Annotated in this window: 17 protein-coding genes and 3 pseudogenes; 14 read left to right on the plus strand and 6 right to left on the minus strand. The window is 68.9% G+C overall.

Annotated features, from left to right (window positions below; genetic code table 11):
• Nucleotides 1–5: 5 nt before the first annotated feature.
• The gene (locus AOZ13_RS02590; RefSeq protein ID WP_021779734.1) at nucleotides 6–887 is read right to left on the minus strand and encodes a homoserine kinase; all 882 of its coding nucleotides are present in this window, start codon (nucleotides 885–887) and stop codon (nucleotides 6–8) included.
• 426 nt (nucleotides 888–1313) lie between these two features.
• Here AOZ13_RS02590 and AOZ13_RS02595 point away from each other — a divergent pair, with 426 nt between their 5' ends.
• Nucleotides 1314–2630, plus strand: coding sequence for an NAD(P)/FAD-dependent oxidoreductase (locus tag AOZ13_RS02595; RefSeq protein WP_020222690.1), 1317 nt, complete (start codon nucleotides 1314–1316; stop codon nucleotides 2628–2630).
• 3 nt (nucleotides 2631–2633) lie between these two features.
• Here AOZ13_RS02595 and AOZ13_RS02600 read toward each other — a convergent pair whose 3' ends face one another.
• The gene (locus tag AOZ13_RS02600; RefSeq protein ID WP_020222691.1) at nucleotides 2634–3209 is read right to left on the minus strand and encodes a DUF6149 family protein; all 576 of its coding nucleotides are present in this window, start codon (nucleotides 3207–3209) and stop codon (nucleotides 2634–2636) included.
• Between the two features lie 130 nt (nucleotides 3210–3339).
• On the opposite strand from AOZ13_RS02600, the gene AOZ13_RS02605 reads away from it, so the two are divergent.
• From AOZ13_RS02605 to AOZ13_RS02625, 5 genes and pseudogenes are all read left to right on the plus strand, one after another.
• Nucleotides 3340–4584: an NAD(P)/FAD-dependent oxidoreductase gene (locus AOZ13_RS02605; protein ID WP_049933743.1), complete on the plus strand. Its 1245-nt coding sequence runs from the start codon at nucleotides 3340–3342 to the stop codon at nucleotides 4582–4584.
• 248 nt (nucleotides 4585–4832) lie between these two features.
• Nucleotides 4833–5246, plus strand: a complete 414-nt coding sequence (locus AOZ13_RS02610) for a DUF7124 domain-containing protein (RefSeq protein WP_044958581.1) — start codon at nucleotides 4833–4835, stop codon at nucleotides 5244–5246.
• Nucleotide 5247: 1 nt separating this feature from the next.
• Nucleotides 5248–5832: a DUF5815 family protein gene (locus tag AOZ13_RS02615; RefSeq protein WP_021779736.1), complete on the plus strand. Its 585-nt coding sequence runs from the start codon at nucleotides 5248–5250 to the stop codon at nucleotides 5830–5832.
• A 139-nt stretch (nucleotides 5833–5971) separates the two neighbouring features.
• Nucleotides 5972–9213: pseudogene (gene carB, locus AOZ13_RS02620) on the plus strand (carbamoyl-phosphate synthase large subunit).
• 159 nt (nucleotides 9214–9372) lie between these two features.
• Nucleotides 9373–9813 carry an HD domain-containing protein gene (locus tag AOZ13_RS02625; RefSeq protein WP_234402813.1) on the plus strand — a complete coding sequence of 147 codons (441 nt, stop codon included), beginning with the start codon at nucleotides 9373–9375 and terminating at the stop codon, nucleotides 9811–9813.
• Nucleotides 9814–9898: 85 nt separating this feature from the next.
• Here the strand turns inward: AOZ13_RS02625 and carA are convergent, their stop codons facing one another.
• Entirely contained in the window at nucleotides 9899–10951 is a 1053-nt protein-coding gene (gene carA, locus AOZ13_RS02630) for a glutamine-hydrolyzing carbamoyl-phosphate synthase small subunit (protein WP_020221984.1), read from the minus strand.
• Nucleotides 10952–11048: 97 nt separating this feature from the next.
• On the opposite strand from carA, the gene AOZ13_RS02635 reads away from it, so the two are divergent.
• The 3 genes from AOZ13_RS02635 to AOZ13_RS13770 all read left to right on the plus strand — a co-directional run bounded on the left by AOZ13_RS02635 (nucleotide 11049) and on the right by AOZ13_RS13770 (nucleotide 12487).
• Complete coding sequence (locus AOZ13_RS02635; protein WP_020221985.1) at nucleotides 11049–11459, plus strand: Lrp/AsnC family transcriptional regulator; 411 nt, start codon at nucleotides 11049–11051, stop codon at nucleotides 11457–11459.
• A 235-nt stretch (nucleotides 11460–11694) separates the two neighbouring features.
• Nucleotides 11695–11889 carry a hypothetical protein gene (locus AOZ13_RS13765; protein ID WP_148294553.1) on the plus strand — a complete coding sequence of 65 codons (195 nt, stop codon included), beginning with the start codon at nucleotides 11695–11697 and terminating at the stop codon, nucleotides 11887–11889.
• A gap of 370 nt (nucleotides 11890–12259) precedes the next feature.
• Entirely contained in the window at nucleotides 12260–12487 is a 228-nt protein-coding gene (locus AOZ13_RS13770) for a hypothetical protein (protein WP_021779738.1), read from the plus strand.
• 102 nt (nucleotides 12488–12589) lie between these two features.
• Here the strand turns inward: AOZ13_RS13770 and AOZ13_RS02640 are convergent, their stop codons facing one another.
• Complete coding sequence (locus AOZ13_RS02640) at nucleotides 12590–13336, minus strand: proteasome assembly chaperone family protein (RefSeq protein ID WP_021779739.1); 747 nt, start codon at nucleotides 13334–13336, stop codon at nucleotides 12590–12592.
• A gap of 102 nt (nucleotides 13337–13438) precedes the next feature.
• Between AOZ13_RS02640 and AOZ13_RS02645 the strand changes: the two genes are divergently transcribed.
• Both AOZ13_RS02645 and AOZ13_RS15850 read left to right on the plus strand, forming a co-directional pair.
• The gene (locus AOZ13_RS02645) at nucleotides 13439–14347 is read left to right on the plus strand and encodes an RsmB/NOP family class I SAM-dependent RNA methyltransferase (RefSeq protein WP_021779740.1); all 909 of its coding nucleotides are present in this window, start codon (nucleotides 13439–13441) and stop codon (nucleotides 14345–14347) included.
• Nucleotides 14344–14508: pseudogene (locus tag AOZ13_RS15850) on the plus strand (DUF7122 family protein); the annotation flags it as partial. The gene AOZ13_RS02645 and the pseudogene AOZ13_RS15850, both read left to right, overlap by 4 nt.
• 334 nt (nucleotides 14509–14842) lie before the next feature.
• On the opposite strand, the gene AOZ13_RS02655 reads toward AOZ13_RS15850, so the two are convergent.
• Entirely contained in the window at nucleotides 14843–16351 is a 1509-nt protein-coding gene (locus AOZ13_RS02655) for a DUF790 family protein (protein ID WP_021779741.1), read from the minus strand.
• Between the two features lie 54 nt (nucleotides 16352–16405).
• On the opposite strand from AOZ13_RS02655, the gene AOZ13_RS02660 reads away from it, so the two are divergent.
• A complete protein-coding gene (locus AOZ13_RS02660) occupies nucleotides 16406–16765 on the plus strand; it encodes a hypothetical protein (RefSeq protein WP_021779742.1) in 360 nt (119 codons plus the stop codon).
• Between the two features lie 46 nt (nucleotides 16766–16811).
• On the opposite strand, the pseudogene AOZ13_RS02665 reads toward AOZ13_RS02660, so the two are convergent.
• A pseudogene (locus tag AOZ13_RS02665) lies at nucleotides 16812–18154 on the minus strand (DEAD/DEAH box helicase family protein).
• Between the two features lie 85 nt (nucleotides 18155–18239).
• Here AOZ13_RS02665 and grpE point away from each other — a divergent pair.
• Nucleotides 18240–18890, plus strand: coding sequence for a nucleotide exchange factor GrpE (gene grpE / locus AOZ13_RS02670; RefSeq protein ID WP_020222558.1), 651 nt, complete (start codon nucleotides 18240–18242; stop codon nucleotides 18888–18890).
• A 199-nt stretch (nucleotides 18891–19089) separates the two neighbouring features.
• A complete protein-coding gene (gene dnaK / locus AOZ13_RS02675; protein ID WP_021779745.1) occupies nucleotides 19090–21018 on the plus strand; it encodes a molecular chaperone DnaK in 1929 nt (642 codons plus the stop codon).
• Nucleotides 21019–21051 lie beyond the last annotated feature (33 nt).

The following is a 21051-nucleotide window of genomic DNA, read 5'->3' on the forward strand; positions in this document are numbered from 1 at the left end:
CGACGTTATTTTTCGACGATCACCGCGCCGCTCCCGACTGACGAGCGGTACGCTCGCGCGTCGACGCCGGCGTTCTCGAAGGCCTCGACCATCGCGGACGCGACGGCGCGCTGACGGGCGGGGTAGCAGGCGGCGAGGATCGCCGGCCCGGCGCCGCTGACCGTCACGCCCGTCGCGCCCGCGGCCTCGGCGGCCGCGACGACGTCGTCGTAGCCGTCGATGAGCGCCGCGCGGGCCGGCGTCACGACGTGCTCGTCCATCCCGCGCCCGACGAGCGTCGGGTCGTCGCGCTGCATCCCCGCGGTGAGCGTCGCGGCGCTCCCGACGGTGTGGACGACGTCGTCCATGCTCGTGGAGTCGGGGACGACGCCGCGCGCGTCGCGCGTCGAGACGACGATCTCCGGGAGGCAGGCGACGAGCGGCACCTCCGCATCGATGCTGAGCACGCCGTCGTCGCGGACGACCGTGAACCCCCCGAGGATCGACGGCGCGACGTTGTCCGCGTGCGCCTCGCCGGAGACCGCGGCCTCGCCCTCCGCGGCGACGCGGACGAGTTCCTCGCCCGTCAGCCCGCGCTCGTAGAGCGCGTCGAGCGCGACGGCGGCCGCGGCCGCGGACGCGGCGCTGGAGCCGAGTCCTGAGGAGGGACGGACGCCCTTGTCGATCCGGATGCGTGCCGGGGCGTCGAGTTCGGCGGCGACGACGCCCGCCGTGTTCTTCGCGGGGTCCTCCGGGATGTACTGCGCGCCCGCGCCCGACACCTCGATCGTGGTCTCGTCGGCCCGTTCGACGCTGACGACGTCGGCGGGCCGGTCGAGCGCGACGCCGAACACGTCGAACCCGCTCCCGAGGTTCGCACTCGTCGCGGGGGCGCGGACCGTAAGCATGCGCGCTCGTACCATGCGGGGGTGGAAAAGGCTAGCGAACCATGTTTTTCCACGGAGGGGGCGCCTACGGTATCCCTCACCGCGCAAAAACACGGTCCACGCGAGTGACGCGTCCCGCGAGAGGGAACGGCCGAACGCGACGCGCTCGGTGTCACTCACGCCACCGGCGCGACTGCGCTGCCCCCACCGACCGTCCCGCTGACGTTCGATAGAGACCGAGAGGTGATCAAATCACGGAGCTAGCGTCCGGCGACCGAGAGGCTCGAAGAGGTCGGTAGGTCGCCGGTTCCCTCGCCGGAGGCGAGGCCGAGGGGGGTGCGTAGCACTCGACGACGGCTTTTGGTCGAGCTTTTGCCAGCGAGCGAAGCGAGCGCTGCAAAAGGCCGTTTCGCAACACTAACCCGCCGCGCCGTCGCATCCTGTGCCATGATCGGAATCGTCGGCGGCGGTATCGCGGGGCTGGCGGCGGCGCGGCGGTTGCAGGCCGCGGGCCGCGAGGTGACGGTGTTCGAGGCGTCGGAGCAGGTTGGCGGTCTCGCGGCGACGTACGAGACGGCGGGCGATCGATTGGAGAAGTTCTACCACCACCTCTCGGGTTCCGAGGAGACGATCGTCGCGTTGATCGAGGAACTCGGTCTCGGCGACGACTTGACGTGGCCGATCGGGAAGAACGCCTACTACATCGACGGGACGGTCCACCCGATGGACAAGCCGTGGGAGATCCTCGCGTTCCCCTACTGGAACCTCTACGACACCTTCCGGCTGGGGATGCTCGTCCTCGACGTCGACGTGCGCGGTGGGATCCCGTCGTTCGACACGTACGAGGACCTCCGGGACTTCGAGGACGTGCCCGTCAGGGAGTTCTGCATCGAGCACACGACGCGGAACGTCTACGAGACGTTCTTCGAGCCACTCTTGGAGGCGAAGTTCGGCGAGCGCGCGGAGGACGTCTCGGCGGCGTGGCTCCTCGGGCGCATCAAGTTCCGCGGCGAGCGCGACCTGCTGAAGGGCGAGCCGCTCGGCTATCTGCGCGGCGGCTTCGGCCGGCTACTCGACGAACTGTTGGCCGACGTCGGGAGCGACACCGTCCGGACGAACACGCGCGTGACGGACGTCGCGTACGACGAGAGCGGGGTGCGGACGCTGACGACGGAGGACGCGGACGGCGTGGTGGAGACGCACGACGTCGATTCGGTCGTCGTCGCGGCGATGCCGAACGTCCTCGAAGACCTCACGGGCTACGCGTGCGACGTCGAGTTTCAGGGGACGGTCTGCTCGGTGATCTCGATGGACGAGTCGCTGACGGACACCTACTGGCTGAACGTCGCCGACGAGGCGCCGTTCGGGGCGCTGATCGAGCACACGAACTTCATCGACGAGTCGCACTACGGCGGCGAACACCTCCTCTACGTTCCGAAGTACGTCCAAAGCCCGGACGATCCGGTCTGGGGGATGGACGACGGGGCGGTGGCAGAGACGTGGATCGAGGGGATCGAATCGCTGTTCCCCGAGTTCGACCGCGAGTCGGTGAACTGGGTGAAGACGGCGCGCAACCCCCGGACAGCGCCGATCTACGAGCGCGGCTATCTCGACTTGGTGGTGCCGTACGACCTCGCGGACGACGTCGCGCCCGGCGTCTACTACGCGGGGATGGCGAGCGAGGCGCAGTACCCCGAGCGGTCGCTGAACGGCGGGATCGTCGCGGGCTACGAGGTCGCGGACCGGATCGTCGAGGATCGCTGACGGCTATTTCGCGCCGGGAGCGTCGTTGACGTCGACGTCGTTCGGCGCGTCCTGACTCCCGCGCGTCGTCTCGCCGTCACCGTCCTCGACGTAGACGTCGTCCGCGAAGCCGCCGGTCGCGTGCGGGAAGTCGCCGTCTTCGAGACGCTCGGGCGTCGCGGTGGCGGCGGGGAGACCGTCCGCGGGTGCGAACTCGCCGAGCGGGTCCTCGACGGTGATCCCGTGGCGCTCGAAGAAGTCGCGGTGGCGCTCGTAGTGGGCGTCGACCTCCGCGGGCGGGAACTCCATCATCTCCGCCCAGCCGTGATCGTAGAAGTCGAACGTGCCGACGATGTGCGTGATCTCGCGCGCCGTCGCCTCGTCGCACCCCTCTTGTAGGGCGGTGAGGTACATCTCGGTGCTGGCGTCGAAGAACGCCTCGAGGTGTGGGATGCGCTCCTCGCGGTACTCCGGGTCCGCCCATCCGCTGAAGACGGAGACGTGAATGTCGACGAGCTTCTCGTGGACGAGATCGCCGACCCCCGGTAGCTCCAGCGCCTTGCGGGCCGCGAAGTGGCTGACGTTCTGTCGGAGCTTCATGTCCAACGCATGGGGTGCGACGTACAAAGATTCACCCCTGTTTCGCGCTGCCGTGTTGCACTTCGGCAATGTGTGCCGGAAGCGTGGACGGATAGCAATCGACTTTAACCCGGAACGCACAGTGCCGAATATGAGCGAGTCGTTCGTGATCATCGGCGACGGGGTCGCGGGGAGTTCCGCGGCGGAGACGATCCGCGAGCGCGCGCCCGACGCCGACGTCACCGTCGTCACCGACGAGGGTGAAGCCCTCTACAATCGCATTCTGATCAAGGAGTTCGCGAAGGGGAAGCTCCCGGAGGCGCCCATCTCGATCCACGACGAGGAGTGGTACGCCGAGCGCGACATCACGCTCCAGTTGAACACGCTCGTCACGGGCGTCGATACGGACGCGCACGTCGTCCACACCCACGAGGGCGACGACCTCGACTACGACAAACTGCTCGTCGCGACGGGCGGGACGCCGACCCAGTTGCCCGTCGAGAACTCCGACGCGGACGGCATCCACCACTTCTGGACGTTCGAGGACGCCCGCCGGATCCGCGAGCACGCGGAGGGTGCCGGCTCCGGCGTCATCGTCGGCGCGGGCCTGCTCGGGATCGACCTCGCGGCCATCTGCGCCGGGCAGGGGATCGACGCGAAGTACCTGATGCGCGGCAACCGCTGGTGGCGCTACGCGCTCAGCGAGGCGGGCGCCGAGATCATCCACGACGCGCTCGCGGAGAAGGGCGTCGAGCCGGTCTTCGAGTCCGGCGCGTCGGGCTTCGAGACGGACGACGAGGGACGCGTCGTCGCCACGATCGGCGGCGACGGCGAGCGCTACGAGTCGGATTTCGTCGGCATCGCGATCGGCCTGAACTTCAACGCCGAGTTCCTCCAAGACACCGACGTCGAGATCGACGACGGCATCGTCGTCGACGAGTACATGCGGACCGACGCCGAGGACGTCTACGCGGCGGGCGATATCACGCGCTTCTACGACACCATCCGCGGCACGCACGCCCAGAACGGCTCGTGGGGGTCCGCGAAACAGCAAGGCTCCGTCGCCGGCCACGCGATGGCCGCGGACGACGTCGACTCCGACGTCGATGCGTTCCGCTGGGTCTCCTCGTACTCCATCACCCACTTCGACTTCCCGTTCCTCTCCTTCGGGTTCCCGACGGACGGGGACGAGCACGTCGAGCGGACGTATTCGGAGACGGAGTGGCGGCGTCTCGCCTTCGAGGACGGGAAGCTCATCGGCGGCGTCCTCATCGGCGATCTCGCCCCGCAGTCGAAGTACAAGCAGCTCATCCGCGCCGAGACCGACGTCGCCGATCAGTCCGACGTCCTCCTCCAGCAGAACTTCGAACTCGACGAGCTCGACGCCGACCTGTGATCGGATAGCGGCACCGAACGCCGATTTCCCGGTTCGGCTCCGCGACGCGCCGCGCCACAGACACCGGTCGACTCGCTCTTCTCATCGCCGCCGAACCGACCGCCGAGTAGCGTACGGTGGGACCGGGCGTCACGACCAGCAGCGGCCACTCCGCCCTCAGAATCGTATCGCCCCCGCTGTGTTGCGCCCCGGAATCGCTCCGACCGAAGCCGTTTTCCACGCGAGCGGCCCACTGTGTACCCATGAGCATGAGCGGCGGGAGCACGGACATGACGCTCGCCTTCGAGCTGTCCGCGCTCAAGCGACTCGCGAAGCCCGGAACGGCGTTCGCGGACGCCCGGCAGTGGACGGAGTACGTCGGCGTCGTGAGCGACGAACCGACGTACGTCGTCACGAACTTCACCCGCAAGCGCCGCATCAGACAGGACTTCTTCTCCGGGCCGAAGGACAAAGACGAGAGTCTGGAGAACGTCAAGAGCCAGTTCGACACGGACCGGCACGTCTTCGTCGGCACTGATTCGGACGACGAGGCGCTCGCCGCCGAGACGGGGTGGGAGTTCCTCCACGTCGAGGACGCCGCCGACGCGGCCGGGTGGGAACTCGGCGATCCCGAGGAGAGCACCGCGGCGGCCGGCGAACCCGAGCGCGACGACTGGCCGTAGCATGACGGACACGGGACCGCGCGTGCCCGACGCCGGTGGCGGCGGTGGCGGCGATGAGGCGGACGCGGAGGCGGACGACGGCACCGTCGCGCTCCCCTGCGGCGAGACCGTCCACCGCTCCGCGTTCGACCTCGGGATGCGCGAGTACGAGTGCGCGTGCGGCGAGCGCCACGCTATCGTGATGGACATGCATCCGCCGTCGCGCTTCGTCCCGGAGGGCGTCGTCGAGGTCCTCCGCGAGACGGTGTCCGTGGGGGAAGACGACGCCTTCGAGGAGTTCGGCACCCCGCACCTGATGGGGAGCGTCATGGAGGAGTTCCCGGACGAGATCGTCGCCGTCGACGCGACTGACGACGGCCGCGTCGGCTACGCGATGCTGTGGGTGTCGAGCTTCGACGCCCGGACGCTCCACGAGCACGTCGTCGAACTCGTCGTCGAGTTGATGGAGCACGCGGTGAGTCACGCGCGCGACGACGGCGCGCAGGGCGCCTTCGAAGAGCAGATGCTCGACTTCGACGTGAGCGAGTTCGTCGACCTGTACAGACGCGAGCGCGACTGGCGCGACGAGTACGACTCGCCCGCGTGACGCGCACGAAGGCGTGAAACGACGTCGCTGCCCTTCGCGTCGCACGGGCTGCCCCTGATTACGATTTTCGTAATCCGGTTACGAGATTTGAACCGTTTCGTTTCGCTTATTACGATGTACGCACTCGTGTCACCCACACATGAGTGACGACCGGACCGTCCTCCTCATCGGGAGCGGCCCGATACAGATCGGACAGGCGGCAGAGTTCGACTACTCCGGCGCGCAGGCGTGTCGCGCCCTGCAGGAGGAGGGCGCCCGAGTCGTCCTCGTCAACTCCAACCCCGCCACCATCATGACGGACCCCGAGATGGCGGACGAGGTCTACATCGAACCCATCACCACCGACGCCATCGCGGAGGTCATCGCGGCGGAGAATCCCGACGGCGTGATCGCCGGTCTCGGCGGCCAGACGGGGCTGAACGTTACCGCCGAACTCGCCGAGGAGGGCGTGCTCGACGAGTACGACGTCGACATCATGGGCACGCCGCTCGACACCATCTACGCGACGGAGGACCGCGAACTCTTCCGCCAGCGGATGCACGAACTCGACCAGCCCGTCGCGCGCTCGACAACCATCTCGCTCGACGAGGGCGAGAGCGTGCAGGAACTCGACGCCGACGCGCTCGGCGAACGCGTCGAGGACGCCGTCGCGGAGGTCGGCGGGCTTCCGGTCATCATGCGGACGACCTACACCCTCGGTGGCTCCGGCTCCGGCGTCGTCGAGGACATGGAGGTCCTCAAAGAGCGCGTCCGCAAGGGTCTGCGCCTCTCTCGCAACGATGAGGTGCTCATCACCGAGTCCATCGCCGGCTGGGTCGAACTCGAATACGAGGTGATGCGCGACGCCGGCGACTCCACCGTCATCATCTGCAACATGGAGAACATCGACCCGATGGGCATCCACACCGGGGAGTCCACGGTCGTCACGCCGTCGCAGGTCATCCCGGACGACGGCCATCAGGAGATGCGCGACGCCGCGCTGGAGGTCATCCGCGACCTCGGGATCGAAGGCGGGTGTAACATCCAGTTCGCGTGGCGCGACGACGGCACGCCCGGCGGCGAATACCGCGTCGTCGAGGTGAACCCCCGCGTCTCTCGCTCCTCCGCGCTCGCCTCGAAGGCGACCGGCTATCCGATCGCGCGCGTCACGGCGAAGGTCGCGCTCGGCAAGCGCCTCCACGAGATCACGAACGAGATCACGGGCGAGACGACCGCCGCGTTCGAGCCGGCGATCGACTACGTCGTCACGAAGGTGCCGCGCTGGCCCAAGGACAAGTTCGACAACGTCGACTTCACGCTCGGCACCGCGATGAAGTCGACGGGCGAGGCGATGGCGATCGGGCGCACCTTCGAGGAGTCGCTGCTGAAGGCGATGCGCTCCAGCGAGTACGACCCCGACGTCGAGTGGGCGGCGCTCTCCGACGACGAACTCGCCGAGACGTACGTCGCGCGCCCGAGTCCCGATCGCCCCTACGCGATCTTCGAGGCGTTCGATCGCGGCTTCACGGTCGAGGAGGTCGTCGATCTGACCGGCATCGAGGAGTGGTACGTCGAGCGCTTCGCACGGATCGCCGACGCCGCCGACGGCGCGAAGGACGGCGAGTTCACCGACGCCGCCATCGAGGGCTTCACGAACCACGAGATCACGGCGCTCGCGGGCGGCGCGTTCGACGACACGCACCCGTCGTGGCTGCCGTCGGACGTCGACGCCGAGGCGTCCGCGGACGAACCCGAGGCGCGCCCCGACGGCGCGGGCGTGAGCGTCGCCGAGGTCGAAGACGACGTCCCCGGGCGCACCTACAAGCAGGTCGACACCTGCGCGGGCGAGTTCGAAGCCCAGACGCCGTACTACTACTCCGCGCGCGCTCCCGAGTGGTTCAGCGGGCCCTTCGAGGGCGAGGCCGCGGGCGGCGAACTCCGCGTCGATCACGACACCGATTCCGTCGTCGTCGTCGGCGGCGGTCCCATCCGCATCGGGCAGGGCGTCGAGTTCGACTACTGCTCCGTTCACGCCGTGCGCGCCCTCCGCGAGGAGGGAATCGAGGCCCACGTCGTCAACAACAACCCCGAGACCGTCTCGACGGACTACGACACCTCTGACGGCCTCTTCTTCGAGCCGATCACGGCCGAGGAGGTCGCGGACGTCGTCGAGGCCACGGGCGCCGACGGCGTGATGGTCCAGTTCGGCGGCCAGACGTCCGTGAACGTCGCGGACGAGCTCGAAGCCGAGATCGATCGCCGCGGACTAAGTGCAAAAATCCTCGGCACGAGCGTCGAGGCGATGGACCTCGCGGAGGACCGCGATCGGTTCAACGTCCTGATGGACGACCTCGGGATCAGCCAGCCCGACGGGGGCACGGCGACGAGCAAGGCGGAGGCGCTCGACCTCGCGCACGATCTCGGGTATCCCGTGCTCGTCCGGCCGTCCTACGTCCTCGGTGGGCGCGCGATGGACGTCGTCCACGACGACGACGAGCTCGCGGAGTACATCGAGGAGGCCGTCCGGGTCGCCCCCGACAAACCGATCCTCGTCGACGAGTTCCTCGCCGACGCCGTCGAACTCGACGTCGACGCCGTCTCGGACGGCGAGGACGCTCTCATCGGCGGCGTGATGGAGCACGTCGAGGCCGCCGGCGTTCACTCGGGTGACTCCGCCTGCGTCATCCCGCCGCGCAATCTCGACGACGACACGCTCGCCCGCGTCCGCGAGGTCGTCGAGGAGATCGCGACCGCGCTCGAAACCGTCGGCCTGCTCAACGTCCAGCTCGCCGTGAAGGACGGCGAGGTCTACGTCCTCGAAGCGAACCCGCGTTCCTCGCGCACCGTGCCGTTCGTCTCGAAGGCGACGGGCGTGCCGATCGCGAAGCTCGCCGCGAAGGTCATGGCCGGCGAGTCGCTCGCCGACCTCGGCGTCGAGGAGGGCGTCCCCGAGCAGTTCAGCGTCAAAGAGGTCGTCCTGCCGTTCGACCGCTTCGAGGGTGCCGACCCCCGTCTCGGTCCCGAGATGAAGTCCACGGGCGAGGTCATGGGGACCGCGCGGACCTTCGGGAAGGCCTACGAGAAGGCCCAGTCCGCCGCCGGCAACCCGCTCCCCGAGGGCGGCGTCGCCGTCGTCGACTTCGACGTCGAGGCTTCGCCGACTACTACGACGTCCAGTCGTTCGACGACGTGCCGGCGGCCATCCGCGAGAACGAGATCGACCTCTACGTCGGCGCCGACGTCGACGCGCTCCAGACCGCCATCGAGGAGGACCTCTCCTACGTCTCGACGCTCGCGAGCGCCGAGGCGAGCCTCGAAGCCCTCGCGCACCGCGACGAGGACCTCGACGTCGCCTCCGTCAGCTCGCGCCCCATCACGAACGCGACGTGGGGCGGCGAGTGAGGAGCGGGCAGTAGCTACACCTTCCTCCCCCACCTCGGGGGCGGTATGGACACGACCGCCGCCGTCACGGACGCGTTTCCGGAACTCTCCGAGATCGCCGACGACGACCTCCGCGCGCGCGTCGTCGCCGCGTGGGCGACCGCGATGGAGGAGACGGGAATGGACGATCTCGACGCAGTCCCGTGGTTCCCGCCCGCGCAGCGCGAGCACGACATCGAGGACGAGTACCTCGTCGGGCACGTCCGCGACGTCACGCGCGGCGCGCTCGCGCTCGCGGACTCGCTCGCCGCGACGCGTGACGCCGACGTCGACCGCGACCTCGTCGTCGCCGCGGCGCTCGTCCACGACGTCAGCAAGCTCTACGAGTTCGACGGCCACGCGGAGACGCCGATCGGCGACCTCCTCGGGCACCCGTACTACGGCGTCCACGCGGTCGCGACCGCCGGTCTCCCCGCCGCGTACGCGCACGTCGTCCTGAGCCACACCGACCGGACGCCCGTCGACCCGGCGTTCCTCGAAGCCGAGATCGTGAAGCGCGCGGACGAGGCCGCGGCCGCGGCGATCCGGGCGGAGGCGGTGGACGACCTGCGAGACGTGTAGTGAGGGCGGGGCCGAGAGAACGAACGCGAGGAGGAGCGAGATCGATAGGGAGAACGAGCGAGAGACCGGGCGTCGATGATCCGACTTACGCCGTGACCGTGCGGCCCTCGGCGAGTTCGAGGACCTCGTCGAAGAAGTCGAGGGTGTCGTGCGGGCCGGGGTTCGCCTCGGGGTGGTACTGGCGCGTCAGGATGCCGTACTCCGCGCTGTCGAGACCCTCGGGGGTGTCGTCGTTGACGTTCACCTGCGTGACGGTGAGGTCGCCGGGCTCGTCGACGGTGTAGCCGTGGTTCTGCGTCGTCATGACGACGCGGCCGGTGTCGTGGTCGAGGACGGGCTGATTGACGCCGCGGTGGCCGAAGTCCATCTTCTCCGTGGTGCCGCCGAGGGCGCGCGCGACGACCTGCTGGCCGAGACAGATGCCGGCGATCGGGAGCTCGCCCGTGAAGTGCTCGACGAGCGCTTGGGCGGCCTCGAAGTTCGCGGGGTCGCCGGGACCGTTCGAGATGAAGAGGACGTCCGGGTCGAGCGCCTCGACGTCGTCGGCCGTGGCGTCGTACGGGAGGACGTGGACGTCGGCGTTGCGCGCGGTGAGCGACTCGACGATCGATCCCTTCGCACCACAGTCGATGAGCGCGACACGCGCGCCCGACCCCTCGTAGTGGATCGGCTCCTCGACGCTGACGTCCGCGCCGATGTCCGTGAGATCGCTCATGTGCGGGCAGGAGTCGAGTTGGGCTTTCGCCTCCTCGGGCGAGGCCTCATCGCCGGCGGAGATCCCGACCTTCATCGCGCCGCCGTCGCGGATGTCCGTCACGAGGTCGCGGGTGTCGACGTGGTCGACGGCGGGGACGCCCTCGGCGTCGAGCCACTCGGCGACGTCGTCCGTCATCTCGCGCGCGACGACGGCGTAGGGGTGGACGCGCTCGGACTCGAAGCGCTCCTCTCGGACGCCGTAGTTGCCGATGAGCGGGTAGGAGAACGTGAGCACCTGCGCCTCGTAGGAGGGGTCGGTGAGGCTCTCCTCGTACCCGGTGTAGGCGGTCGTGAACACGAGTTCGCCCCGGGCCGCACCCGGGGCGCGTGCGCGCGCTTCGACTACGTCCCCCGTTTCGAGGGCGAGGTAGGCGTCCGACATTACGAGAAACGAACGGACTTACCGACTATAAGCCTTGCTTTCGTAGCGTGATTACGAATTTCGTAACCCCTTTCGTTCGCCGCTCCCTCTCGTGCGTATGGACGACCTCGACCGCCAGATTCTGGACGTCCTCCGACGGGACGCCAGAACGCCCTACACCGAGATCGGCGACGAACTCGGCGTCAGCGAGGGCACCATCCGCAACCGCGTCGAGCGCCTGCAAGAGGAGGGGATCATCGAGCGATTCACCGTCTCCACCAGCACGGGCAACGTCAAGGCCATGATCGAAGTCGACGTCGCAGTCGACGTCGACACCCACGCCGTCGGCGACCAGATCGCCGAGTGGCCCGAAGTCGACTTCGTCTGGCAGGTCTCCGGGGAACTCGACATCGTCGTCGTCGTCGACGCGAAGAACACCGGTCGCGTCAACGAACTCATCACCAAAACGCGCGAACTCGACGACGTAACGACGACGAAGACCCGGCTGATCCTCGACGAGACGCTGTAACCCGACCTTTTGCTGCGCGCGCTTCGCGCGCTGGCAAAAGCTCGACCAAAAGCGCATCAGACCCCCTTCGGGGGTCTTCGCGCCTCGCGCTTCGCGCGAGTGAACCGCGCGACTACCGGGTCCTAACGGACCGCTCGTCGCGCGAATGATCCCGCATGAATTGTTCAGTACAGTCAGTGACCGAATCGTGTGCGTCAGACAAGGGGTTTAACGATGAGAAGGTAACGTGCTCCGTATGGTCAGGGGACCCCGGTCAGGGACGAAAATCGGCTGGGCGATAGGCGTCGCCGCTGCCATCATCGGTTTTCTCGGTTATTTCGTGTTTGGCTGGCGGTTCAGTTCGGGTAACGGAGGAATATCGTCAGGAATTGGCCTGCTCATCGCTGTGATCGCCGTTGTTCTCGCCCTCTACCGGAACTTCTCGAAATAGGTAGGACTTTTGAACATCTGTTCCACGCCGATAGCTGTCGAACCAAACGACGCGGCTACCGTCCGCGCGACGAGCGGCTCGAAGAGCCCGGTGGTCGCGCGGTTCACTCGCGCCGAGGGCGCGAGGCCGAGGAGGGGGCAAAGCCCCCGACGACGGCTTTTGGTCGAGCTTTTGCAAGCGACGGCGCGCGGAGCGCGCCGAGCGCTGCAAAAGGTCGCGGGGGTTGCAGTGGTGAGTCATCGCGGCGAGGAACGCCCGCCCCGCGCCGGCGCGCGGGTACAAGTGCCATCGGGGCGCAACGCTCGCCCGTGCTCGAACGACGCCTCCGCGGAGTGTGCGATGACATCCCCGTCCCCCTCGATCCAGCGAGATGACTGTCGATGCCTGCACGGGTGAGATACGTGGCGGCCACCGGCTCGATGCGGTGACGTGGCACTTCGACGTCCGCGAGATCGGCGGCGCCGAATACGTCGTCCTGCGGCTCGACTTCGACGCGCTCGACGTCTCGCTCACGTTCGACGTCGGCGCGGGCGAGCGCTTCGCGACCCAGTTCTCCCACGCGCTCGCCCGCGCGGACGCGACCGGACGAGACCGGTGAGGTGCCGTGGAATGCGGTCGGGTGAGACCGATGCGACGTCGCGGGGCGCGGGCGGCGATCGCGAGCGCCCCCGACGAGTCGCCGCCCCCTACGACGGCGTGTTCACTCGAACATCCGCATCGGCTGGGCCTGACTCGACTCCTCCTCGCTGGCCTGCTGCATCCGCTCTGCGAGCTGCTCTTTCTGCTCGCGGATCTCCTCGGCCTGTTCGACGAGGGTGTCGGTGTCGATGGTGATGTCGGCGATGGGTCCGATGCCCTTATCGAGGAGCTGCTTCGAGGCGGCGGGATCGGGGAACTGCGGGTCGGACTCGACGACGACGCAGACGCCGTCGAGGTCGCCGGTGTCGGCGCGATTGACGAGCGCGCCGGTGGGACCGCCGACGACGCCCTGCTCGGGCGGCGTGTCGATCCCGTGTTCGGTGAGGATCTCGGCGCCGCTCCCGGTCGCGACGCCGAACACCTCGGGGACGTGGCTCGGGTCGTCCTCCTGCGTGGGGAAGCCGCTGAGGTAGAGGGGCGTCGCCCCGACGTCGGTCACCCAGTCGGTGACGCACTCGGCGAACTCGGCGGCGGCGACGCGGTTGACGGGGATGTCGGCCTGTAGGGCGAGCAGGTCGCGCTCCTCGTCGGCGTAGATGCGGACGGGCGGCCGCGCGGTGTAGTCGTCCTCGTCGTAGACGGCGACCTCGGGCAGCCCCTCGCAGTCGACGCTGCCGACGTACGTCATGTCGAACTGGTCGACGAGGTGGTCGGTGGCGATCTTCCCGACGAGACCGACGCCCGGCAGCCCCTCGACGAGCACGGGATCGTCGAGGTCGAACTCGACTCGTTCTCTGACGCATGCCATGGGTCCGATGACTCGCGCGAGGGGGATAAGTGCGGGGGCGGGATCGCCGCGGCCCCGAGAACGCAACCCCCAAGCCCCGCGGACGCGAGTGGACGGACACGAATGGACGCGCTCGAACGCTACGAGCCGATCATCGACGACTACGACGCGTTCCGCGAGGCCGTCGCGCGCCCGCTCCCCTCCGTCGTCCGAGTCAACGGGATCAAGACGGAACCGGAGCGCGCGGTCGCGGCGCTGGAGACCGAGGGCGTGGCCGTGACGCGCCGCGAGTGGAACGACTCGGTCCTCGAGGTCGACGCGGCCAAGCCGGGCAACACGTGGCCGTACTTTCACGGCTGGATCCACGGACAGGAGGAGGTCTCGGCGATCCCGGCGGCCGTCCTCGATCCGGAGCCGGGCGACGCGGTGTGGGACACCTGCGCCGCGCCCGGCTCGAAGACGACGCAGCTCGCCGATCTCCTCGACGATACGGGCCTGCTCGTGGCGAACGACGACAACCTCGGGCGCCTCTCGGCGCTGCGCTCGAACGCCGAACGCCTCGGCGCGACGTGCGTCGCCGTGACGAACGACGACGCCCGCCGTTTCACCACGGAGGGATTCGGTATCGACGCCTTCGACGCCGTGCTCGCGGACGTCCCCTGCACCTGCGAGGGGACGATCCGGAAGAACGCGGACGCCCTCGACACCGTCGGCCGCGAGGCCAGCCTGAACATCGCGGCGCTGCAGGCGGACATCCTCCGGCGCGCGATCAGCCTCACTCGCGACGGCGGGACGGTCGTCTACTCGACGTGCACGTTCGCCCCCGAGGAGAACGAGGGCGTCGTCGATCGCGTCCTCGACGACGAACCCGTCGAACTCCGCGAGTTCGAGGTCGCCCTCGACTCCTCGCCCGGTCTCACGGCGTGGGACGGCGAGACGTACGACGACGCGCTCGCGAAGACCAAGCGCTTCTACCCCCACCAGAACGACACGGGGGGGTTCTTCTGCGCGAAACTGGAGGTGGCGCGATGAGCGGGAACGTCAGCCACCGCTTCGAGCGCCTGCCCGCGACCGAGACCGAACGCGACGTCGAGGGCCGTCCGTCCCGCGAGGCCGTCCTCGACTACTGGGAGGAGCGTTTCGGCGTCCCCCGCGCGGTGCTCGAACCCTACACCTTCTGGGAGAAGGGCGCGGGGAAGCTCTGGATCGCGGCGAGCGACGTCCCGGACGGTCTCGAAGTCGAGTCGCTCGGAATGACCTTCCTCCGCACGCGACAGGAGCACTGGAAGCCGACGACGAACGCCGCCCAGCGCTTCGGCCGACACGCCACGAAGAACGTGATCGACCTCTCGCGCGAGGAGGCCGCGGCGTTCGTCGCCGGCGAGGATCGGGAGATCGAGTGGGACGGCGACTGGGGCTACCTGATCGCCGCGCACGAACTCGAAGACCGGCGCGAACCCCTCGGCGTCGGTCTCTACCTCCACGGCGAACTCCGCTCGATGATCCCGAAGGCCGCCGCCGCGAGTTTTAAGCTTTCTCCCGCAGCACGCCGCCACCGAGACCCTCCCACTCGACGCGGTATCCGAGTTCGGCGAGCACCGCGCTCGTCTCCGTCAGCCCGCGCTCTTCAACTCTCGCCTCGGCGTCGTCGAGCGCCATCCCCGCCTCGATCTCGTCTCGGAGGGCGTCGAGCACCGCGGGTCGGACGAGCGTTCGTCCCACCAGTCGGTGCTCGGGGAACGCGCGCTCCTCGACGACGTCGACCGATACGCCGTGCGTCACGGCGAGGTCGTCCAGCGCCACGACGTCCGCGTCGGGGACGAGTTCGGCGGGGAGTCCCTCGCTCGCGTCCGCCTCCAAGTCCGCCTCGAACTCGCGGAGGACGTCCACGACGTCCTTCACGCGCACGGAGCCCGCGTAGGGGATCGCGCGGTGGTCGCGCGTCTCGATCTCCTCGCCGACGCCGAGCGACTCGTCGACCGCGACGAGGAGTTCGACGTCCGTTTCCGCCAGCTGTGCGAGCTTCTTCTCGACGTACTCGGGCGTCCAGAAGCCCATGATCTCGAAGTACACCCGAAAGTCGGCGTACCGGTAATCGAAGGCGAAGTCGGGGACCATCAGGTGCTCGCCGGCGGCGAGGAGGTCGGGTTCGCGGACGAGGTCCCAGTCGAGATCGAGCGCGGCGAAGCGCGTCGCGAACTCGCGCTCGACGCCGCTGTCGTAGGAGACGTCGGTCACGGGTTCGGCGTCGGGGACGCGCAGCGGATCGGCGTCGCTGAGGGTCAGCGTCCGCTCGGTGCCCCGATCGTCGATCGTGGCTTCGAGGCGCCAGTCCTCGCGCTCGACGACGGCGCGGAGGACGCGCGCGAAGCGCGTGCCGTACCGTCGCGTCCGGCGGAAGAGCGCGTCCGGGCCGGTGAGGACGACCTCGCGGCCGAGTTCGCCCTCGATCTCGCGCACCTCGTAGAGGAGGCCGAGCCGCTTGATCGCGAGGACGAGCGAGCGCGGATCGTCCGTGCGGACGCGGACCTCCGTGGCGTCGAAGAGCGCGGTCTGCGCCAACGAGAGGTTGTACTGGGCGACGAGCGCCTCGGGGGACCAGCGCGGATCGAACTTCGTCAGGACCTCGCGCGACTCGCGATCCGCGTGGAGGCTCGTCGCCACGTCGTCCGGCGTCGCGTCGAGGCGCGCGGCGGCGTCGGCGAGCGCGTCGTCGCGTTCGGTCTCGGTGACGACGCCGACGTCATCCGCGGCGGCGAACGCGACGCGGCGGGCCGTCTGCGGGTCGAGGGGCGCGCGGACCGCGAAGGTCCCGTCGCGCTCGGCGAGCTTCGCGAACCCGCGAACGAGCTTGAAGTCCGGGGCCTCGCGTTCGAGCGCGGTGAGCGCCGCCGTCAGCGTCCGCCGGTCGTCGCCGACGGCGTCGCGATGGGCGTCGAGGACGCGCCCGGCGATCGCCGCGTCGCCGTCGTCGGCGAAGCGCGGCCGGTAGCCGCCGCCGGCGCGCGAGACCCGCAGGAGGTCCTTCGTGAGCACGTTCCGGCGTTGGCGACCGGCGGATAAAAGACACGCGGGACCGACGGGGACAGTATGGATCGCCGGACGTTCCTCGCGCGCGGCGCGGGCGCCGCCGGCCTCCTCGGCCTCGCCGGCTGTCTCGGGGCGTCGGCCGACCCGGCGGCGCTCCTCGTCGCGAGCACGGATGTCGACTTCGCCGACGACGGCTCGCTCGTCATCGAGGCAATCGTCTCGAACGTCGAGACCGGCCGGTACGCCGCGACGGTCGTCTTCGGCCCCGAGATCGACGGCCGGACGCGCGAACGCACCGTCGACGTGACGCTCGACGCGAACAGTACGCGGGTCGTGACCGTAACGTACGACGGCGTGAAACGCGCCGGCGCGCCCGACGTCACGCCGCACGTCTCGCTGCGCGACGTTCGTCGCGCGTAGCGTTCCCCGTCGCGTCGTCTGACGGCACCGATGGAGTCCCGAGCGGCTACCGCCGCCGATCCGCGACGCGCTCCTCCGCCGTGTCCGCGCTCACGAGTTCGTAGAGCGTCGCGCGCGAGCCGTCCTCCTTCGGTCGGAGGACGCGTCCGAGGCGTTGGGTGAACTCGCGCTCGCTGCCCGATCCCGCGAAGACGACGGCGACGTTCGCGTCGGGGACGTCAACGCCCTCGTCGAGGACGTTCGCCGTCACGACGCGCGAGTAGGTGCCCTCGCGGAACTTTCGCAGTATCTCGCGGCGCTCGCTCGCCCCGGTCTCGTGCGTGATCGGCGGGAGGAGGAAGCGCTCGGAGAGCCGGTAGACGAGGTCCGTCGAGGCCGTGAAGACGATCACGCGATCCCCGCGGTGGCGGTCGAGGATCGACGCGAGTTCGGCGACCTTCGCCTCGGACTCCTGCACGATGGTGCGCGCGCGCTGTTTGGCGAGCAGCGCCTCGCGCGCCCGCGGGTCGTTCCCGGAGCGCTTGACGAGCTCCTGATAATCGCTCCCGGAGGTGAACGTGATGTTCGCCTGCCGGACGTAGTCCGTGAAGGTGCCCTGCGCGTCCTCGTAGCGCTCGCGTTCCGCGGGGGTGAGCGGCACCTCGACGCGCCGGACGTCGTAGGGCGCGAGGTGCTCCCCGGCGAGATCGTCCACGTCGAGTCGGTAGACGACGTCGCCGACGAGATCGGTGAGGATCTCGTGAGCGCCGTCCGGGCGCTCGAACGTCGCGGTGAGACCGAGGCGCGCGGGCGCGACGAGCAGGCGCGCGATGTCGCGGTACCCCTCGCCGCCGAGGTGGTGCACCTCTCGAAGACGACGAGACCGAAGCGATCGCCGAGTTCGTCCGCGCGGAGGTACGCGGAATCATAGGTGGCGACCGTCACGTCGCCGAGCACCTGTTCGCCGCCGCCGAGCTGGCCGACGTCGCAGTCGAATTCGGTTTCGAGTTCCTCGCGCCACTGATTGAGGAGGTCGATGGTGGGGACGACGACGAGCGCACTCGTGCCGACCGCCTCGATGGCCTTCAGCGCGAGGACGGTCTTGCCCGCGCCCGTCGGGAGTTCGACGACGCCGCGCTCGTCGTTCCCCTCCCACGCGTCGAGCGCGTCGCGCTGGTAGTCGCGCAGGTCGTACGTCGAGGCGACGTCGAGGTCCTCCCAGCGCGGCACCGAGTCCTCGACGGTCGTACCGAGCGTCCGCAGGTGGTCGCGGAGGGGACCGTAGCGATACCCCGGCACGCGCCCGGTGTCGGTGCGGTCGTCGCGCTCGACGTACGGGAGGCGCCCGTAGGCGTCGGCGTCGCCGCCGACCCGAACCGTACCGTCCGCGTAGTCGAGCGTGACCGGCATCGCTTCACCGTTGGGCGGGTGTCCGTTTAGGTCCCTCGAACGCCGTTCTGAAACCCTTATCCCGCGTCGGGCGCTTCCTCCGTCCATGACTGACGACGCCGACGGTGTGGAGGTCGACGTGGAGGAGCCTGCGGCGAGCGACGCCGAGGCGGGCGCGGACGAGGCGGCCGAACCCGACGCAGTCGGCGAGTCGCTCGCCGAGCGCGTCGCGGAGTACGACGAGGACCTCGCGGAGGAAGTTGCCGACGTCGTGAGCGATCGCAACGAGCTCGCGGAGGACGTCGAGGACCTCGAAGCCGAGGTCGAGGATCTCGAAGAGCGCCTCCAGCGCGTGCAGGCGGACTTCCAGAACTACAAGAAGCGCGCGAAGCGCAAGCAGGAGGAGACGGAGGAGCGCGCGACGGAGGACCTCGTGACGCGCCTGCTCGACGTTCGGGACAATTTGACGCGCGCGCTCGCAGAGGAGTCGAACGATGCCGACTCGCTGCGCGAGGGGGTCGAGATGACGAAGCGCGAACTCGATCGGGTCTTCGAGGACGAGGGGGTCGAGGAGATCGCGCCCGAACCGGGCACCGAAACCGACCCGCACCGCCACGAGGTCATGCTGGAAGTGTCGAGCGACGAGCCGGAGGGCACGGTCGCCGAGGTGTACCGGCCGGGCTACGAGATGGGCGGGAAGGTCCTCCGCGCCGCGCAGGTGACGGTCAGCGACGGATCCGGTGCGGACGACGAGTGAGGGACGACGCCGGTCGGCGGTGACGGGGCGATCGCGACGACGATGGCATGCCGAGCGCCCGATTACCGGTTCATCATAAACCCAGCGCTCCGCGACGCTGACACGGCCCGAGGCGCCCGTTTTCGCGTTCGCTGGCGGTCGTGTTAGTCGTCCCCACTAGCAAGCTTTAAACCGAAACAGCGGCTTATTCCCTCCCAAGATGGCCAGCCAGAAGATTCTCGGTATCGACCTCGGTACCACGAACAGCGCGTTCGCGGTGATGGAGGGCGGCGAGCCCGAGATCATCGCGAACAGCGAGGGCGAGCGGACGACGCCCTCGGTCGTCTCGTACGACGACGGGGAACTCCTCGTCGGGAAGCCCGCGAAGAATCAAGCGGTGCAGAACCCCGACCAGACCGTCGCCTCCATCAAGCGCCACATGGGCGAGGAGGACTACGCGGTCGAACTCGGTGACGAGGAGTACACGCCCGAGGAGATCAGCGCGCGCATCCTCCAGAAGATCAAGCGCGACGCGGAGGACTACCTCGGTGACGACGTCGAGAAGGCCGTCATCACGGTCCCCGCGTACTTCAACGACAAGCAGCGACAGGCGACGAAGAACGCCGGCCAGATCGCGGGCTTCGACGTCGAGCGCATCGTCAACGAGCCGACGGCCGCGTCGATGGCGTACGGTCTCGACGAGGAGGGCGAGAACACGGTGCTCGTCTACGACCTCGGCGGCGGGACGTTCGACGTCTCCGTCCTCGAAATCGCCGAGGGCGCCTACGACGTCATCGCGACGAACGGGGACAACGACCTCGGGGGGGACGACTGGGACGACGCCCTCATCGACCACCTCGCCGACGAGTTCGAGGACGAGCACGGCATCGACCTCCGCGAGGACCGACAGGCCCTCCAGCGCCTGAAGGACGCCGCGGAGGAGGCGAAGATCGAACTCTCCTCGCGCAAGGAGACGACCGTCAACCTCCCGTTCATCACGGCGACGGACGACGGTCCCGTCCACCTCGAACAGGACGTGACGCGCGCGACGTTCGAGAAGATCACGTCCGACCTCCTCGAACGGACGGTCGGGCCGACGAAACAGGCCCTCGAGGACGCCGGCTTCGACACGAGCGACATCGATGACGTCGTCCTCGTGGGCGGCTCGACGCGGATGCCGCAGGTGCAGGAGAAGGTCGAGGAGGTCATCGGACAGGCGCCCCGGAAGTCCGTCAATCCGGACGAGGCCGTCGCGCTCGGCGCGGCCGTGCAGGGCGGCGTGCTCTCCGGCGACGTCGAGGACGTCGTCCTCCTCGACGTCACCCCGCTCAGCCTCGGGATCGAGGTGAAGGGCGGGCTCTTCGAGCGCCTCGTCGAGAAGAACACCACCATCCCGACGGAGGCCTCGAAGGTGTTCACGACCGCCGTGGACAATCAGCAGTCCGTTCAGATCCGCGTCTTCCAAGGCGAGCGCGAGATCGCCGAGGAGAACGAGCTGCTGGGCGCGTTCCAGCTGACCGGCATTCCGCCGGCACCCGCCGGCACCCCGCAGATCGAGGTGTCGTTCGAGATCGACGCGGACGGCATCGTCCACGTCTCCGCGGAGGATCAGGGGTCGGGCAACTCCGAGGACATCACCATCGAGGGCGGCGCCGGCCTCTCCGATGAGGAGATCGAGCGCATGCAGGAGGAGGCGGAAGAACACGCCGCCGAGGACGAGGAGCGCCGCGAGCGCATCGAGGCCCGCAACGAGGCCGAGACGGCCGTTCAGCGCGCCGAGACCCTCCTCGAGGAGAACGAGGAGATGGTCGACGAGGAGACGCGCGAGACGATCGAGAGCGACGTCGAGGACATCGAGGCGCTCCTCGAGGACGAGGACGCCGAGACCGAGGCGATTCGGGACGCCACCGAGGCGCTCAGCGAGGACCTCCAAGAGATCGGCAAACAGGCCTACGAGGGCGCCCAGCAGGCAGGGGCCGGCGGCGCGGGCGCCGGTGCCGGCATGGGCGGCATGGGCAGTATGGGTGACATGGGCGACATGGACCCCGAAGACGTCGATGCCGAGGACTTCGTCGACGCCGACTTCGAAGATGTTGATGGCAACGACGCAGACGACGCAGACGACGCAGACGACACGGACGCGAACTGAAGCCAACGCCTAACCGCACGCACCCACTACCCC

It is taken from the genome of Halarchaeum acidiphilum MH1-52-1, from assembly GCF_000474235.1.
GTDB lineage: Archaea > Halobacteriota > Halobacteria > Halobacteriales > Halobacteriaceae > Halarchaeum > Halarchaeum acidiphilum.

Bases quoted from the DNA above. Each gene is read 5' to 3' on its own strand.
- AOZ13_RS02590 (WP_021779734.1), bottom strand. From the start codon at position 887: ATGCTTACGGTCCGCGCCCCCGCGACGAGTGCGAACCTCGGGAGCGGG.
- AOZ13_RS02595 (WP_020222690.1), top strand. From the start codon at position 1,314: ATGATCGGAATCGTCGGCGGCGGTATCGCGGGGCTGGCGGCGGCGCGG.
- AOZ13_RS02600 (WP_020222691.1), bottom strand. From the start codon at position 3,209: ATGAAGCTCCGACAGAACGTCAGCCACTTCGCGGCCCGCAAGGCGCTG.
- AOZ13_RS02605 (WP_049933743.1), top strand. From the start codon at position 3,340: ATGAGCGAGTCGTTCGTGATCATCGGCGACGGGGTCGCGGGGAGTTCC.
- AOZ13_RS02610 (WP_044958581.1), top strand. From the start codon at position 4,833: ATGAGCGGCGGGAGCACGGACATGACGCTCGCCTTCGAGCTGTCCGCG.
- AOZ13_RS02615 (WP_021779736.1), top strand. From the start codon at position 5,248: ATGACGGACACGGGACCGCGCGTGCCCGACGCCGGTGGCGGCGGTGGC.
- AOZ13_RS02625 (WP_234402813.1), top strand. From the start codon at position 9,373: ATGGACGATCTCGACGCAGTCCCGTGGTTCCCGCCCGCGCAGCGCGAG.
- carA (WP_020221984.1), bottom strand. From the start codon at position 10,951: ATGTCGGACGCCTACCTCGCCCTCGAAACGGGGGACGTAGTCGAAGCG.
- AOZ13_RS02635 (WP_020221985.1), top strand. From the start codon at position 11,049: ATGGACGACCTCGACCGCCAGATTCTGGACGTCCTCCGACGGGACGCC.
- AOZ13_RS13765 (WP_148294553.1), top strand. From the start codon at position 11,695: ATGGTCAGGGGACCCCGGTCAGGGACGAAAATCGGCTGGGCGATAGGC.
- AOZ13_RS13770 (WP_021779738.1), top strand. From the start codon at position 12,260: ATGACTGTCGATGCCTGCACGGGTGAGATACGTGGCGGCCACCGGCTC.
- AOZ13_RS02640 (WP_021779739.1), bottom strand. From the start codon at position 13,336: ATGGCATGCGTCAGAGAACGAGTCGAGTTCGACCTCGACGATCCCGTG.
- AOZ13_RS02645 (WP_021779740.1), top strand. From the start codon at position 13,439: ATGGACGCGCTCGAACGCTACGAGCCGATCATCGACGACTACGACGCG.
- AOZ13_RS02660 (WP_021779742.1), top strand. From the start codon at position 16,406: ATGGATCGCCGGACGTTCCTCGCGCGCGGCGCGGGCGCCGCCGGCCTC.
- grpE (WP_020222558.1), top strand. From the start codon at position 18,240: ATGACTGACGACGCCGACGGTGTGGAGGTCGACGTGGAGGAGCCTGCG.
- dnaK (WP_021779745.1), top strand. From the start codon at position 19,090: ATGGCCAGCCAGAAGATTCTCGGTATCGACCTCGGTACCACGAACAGC.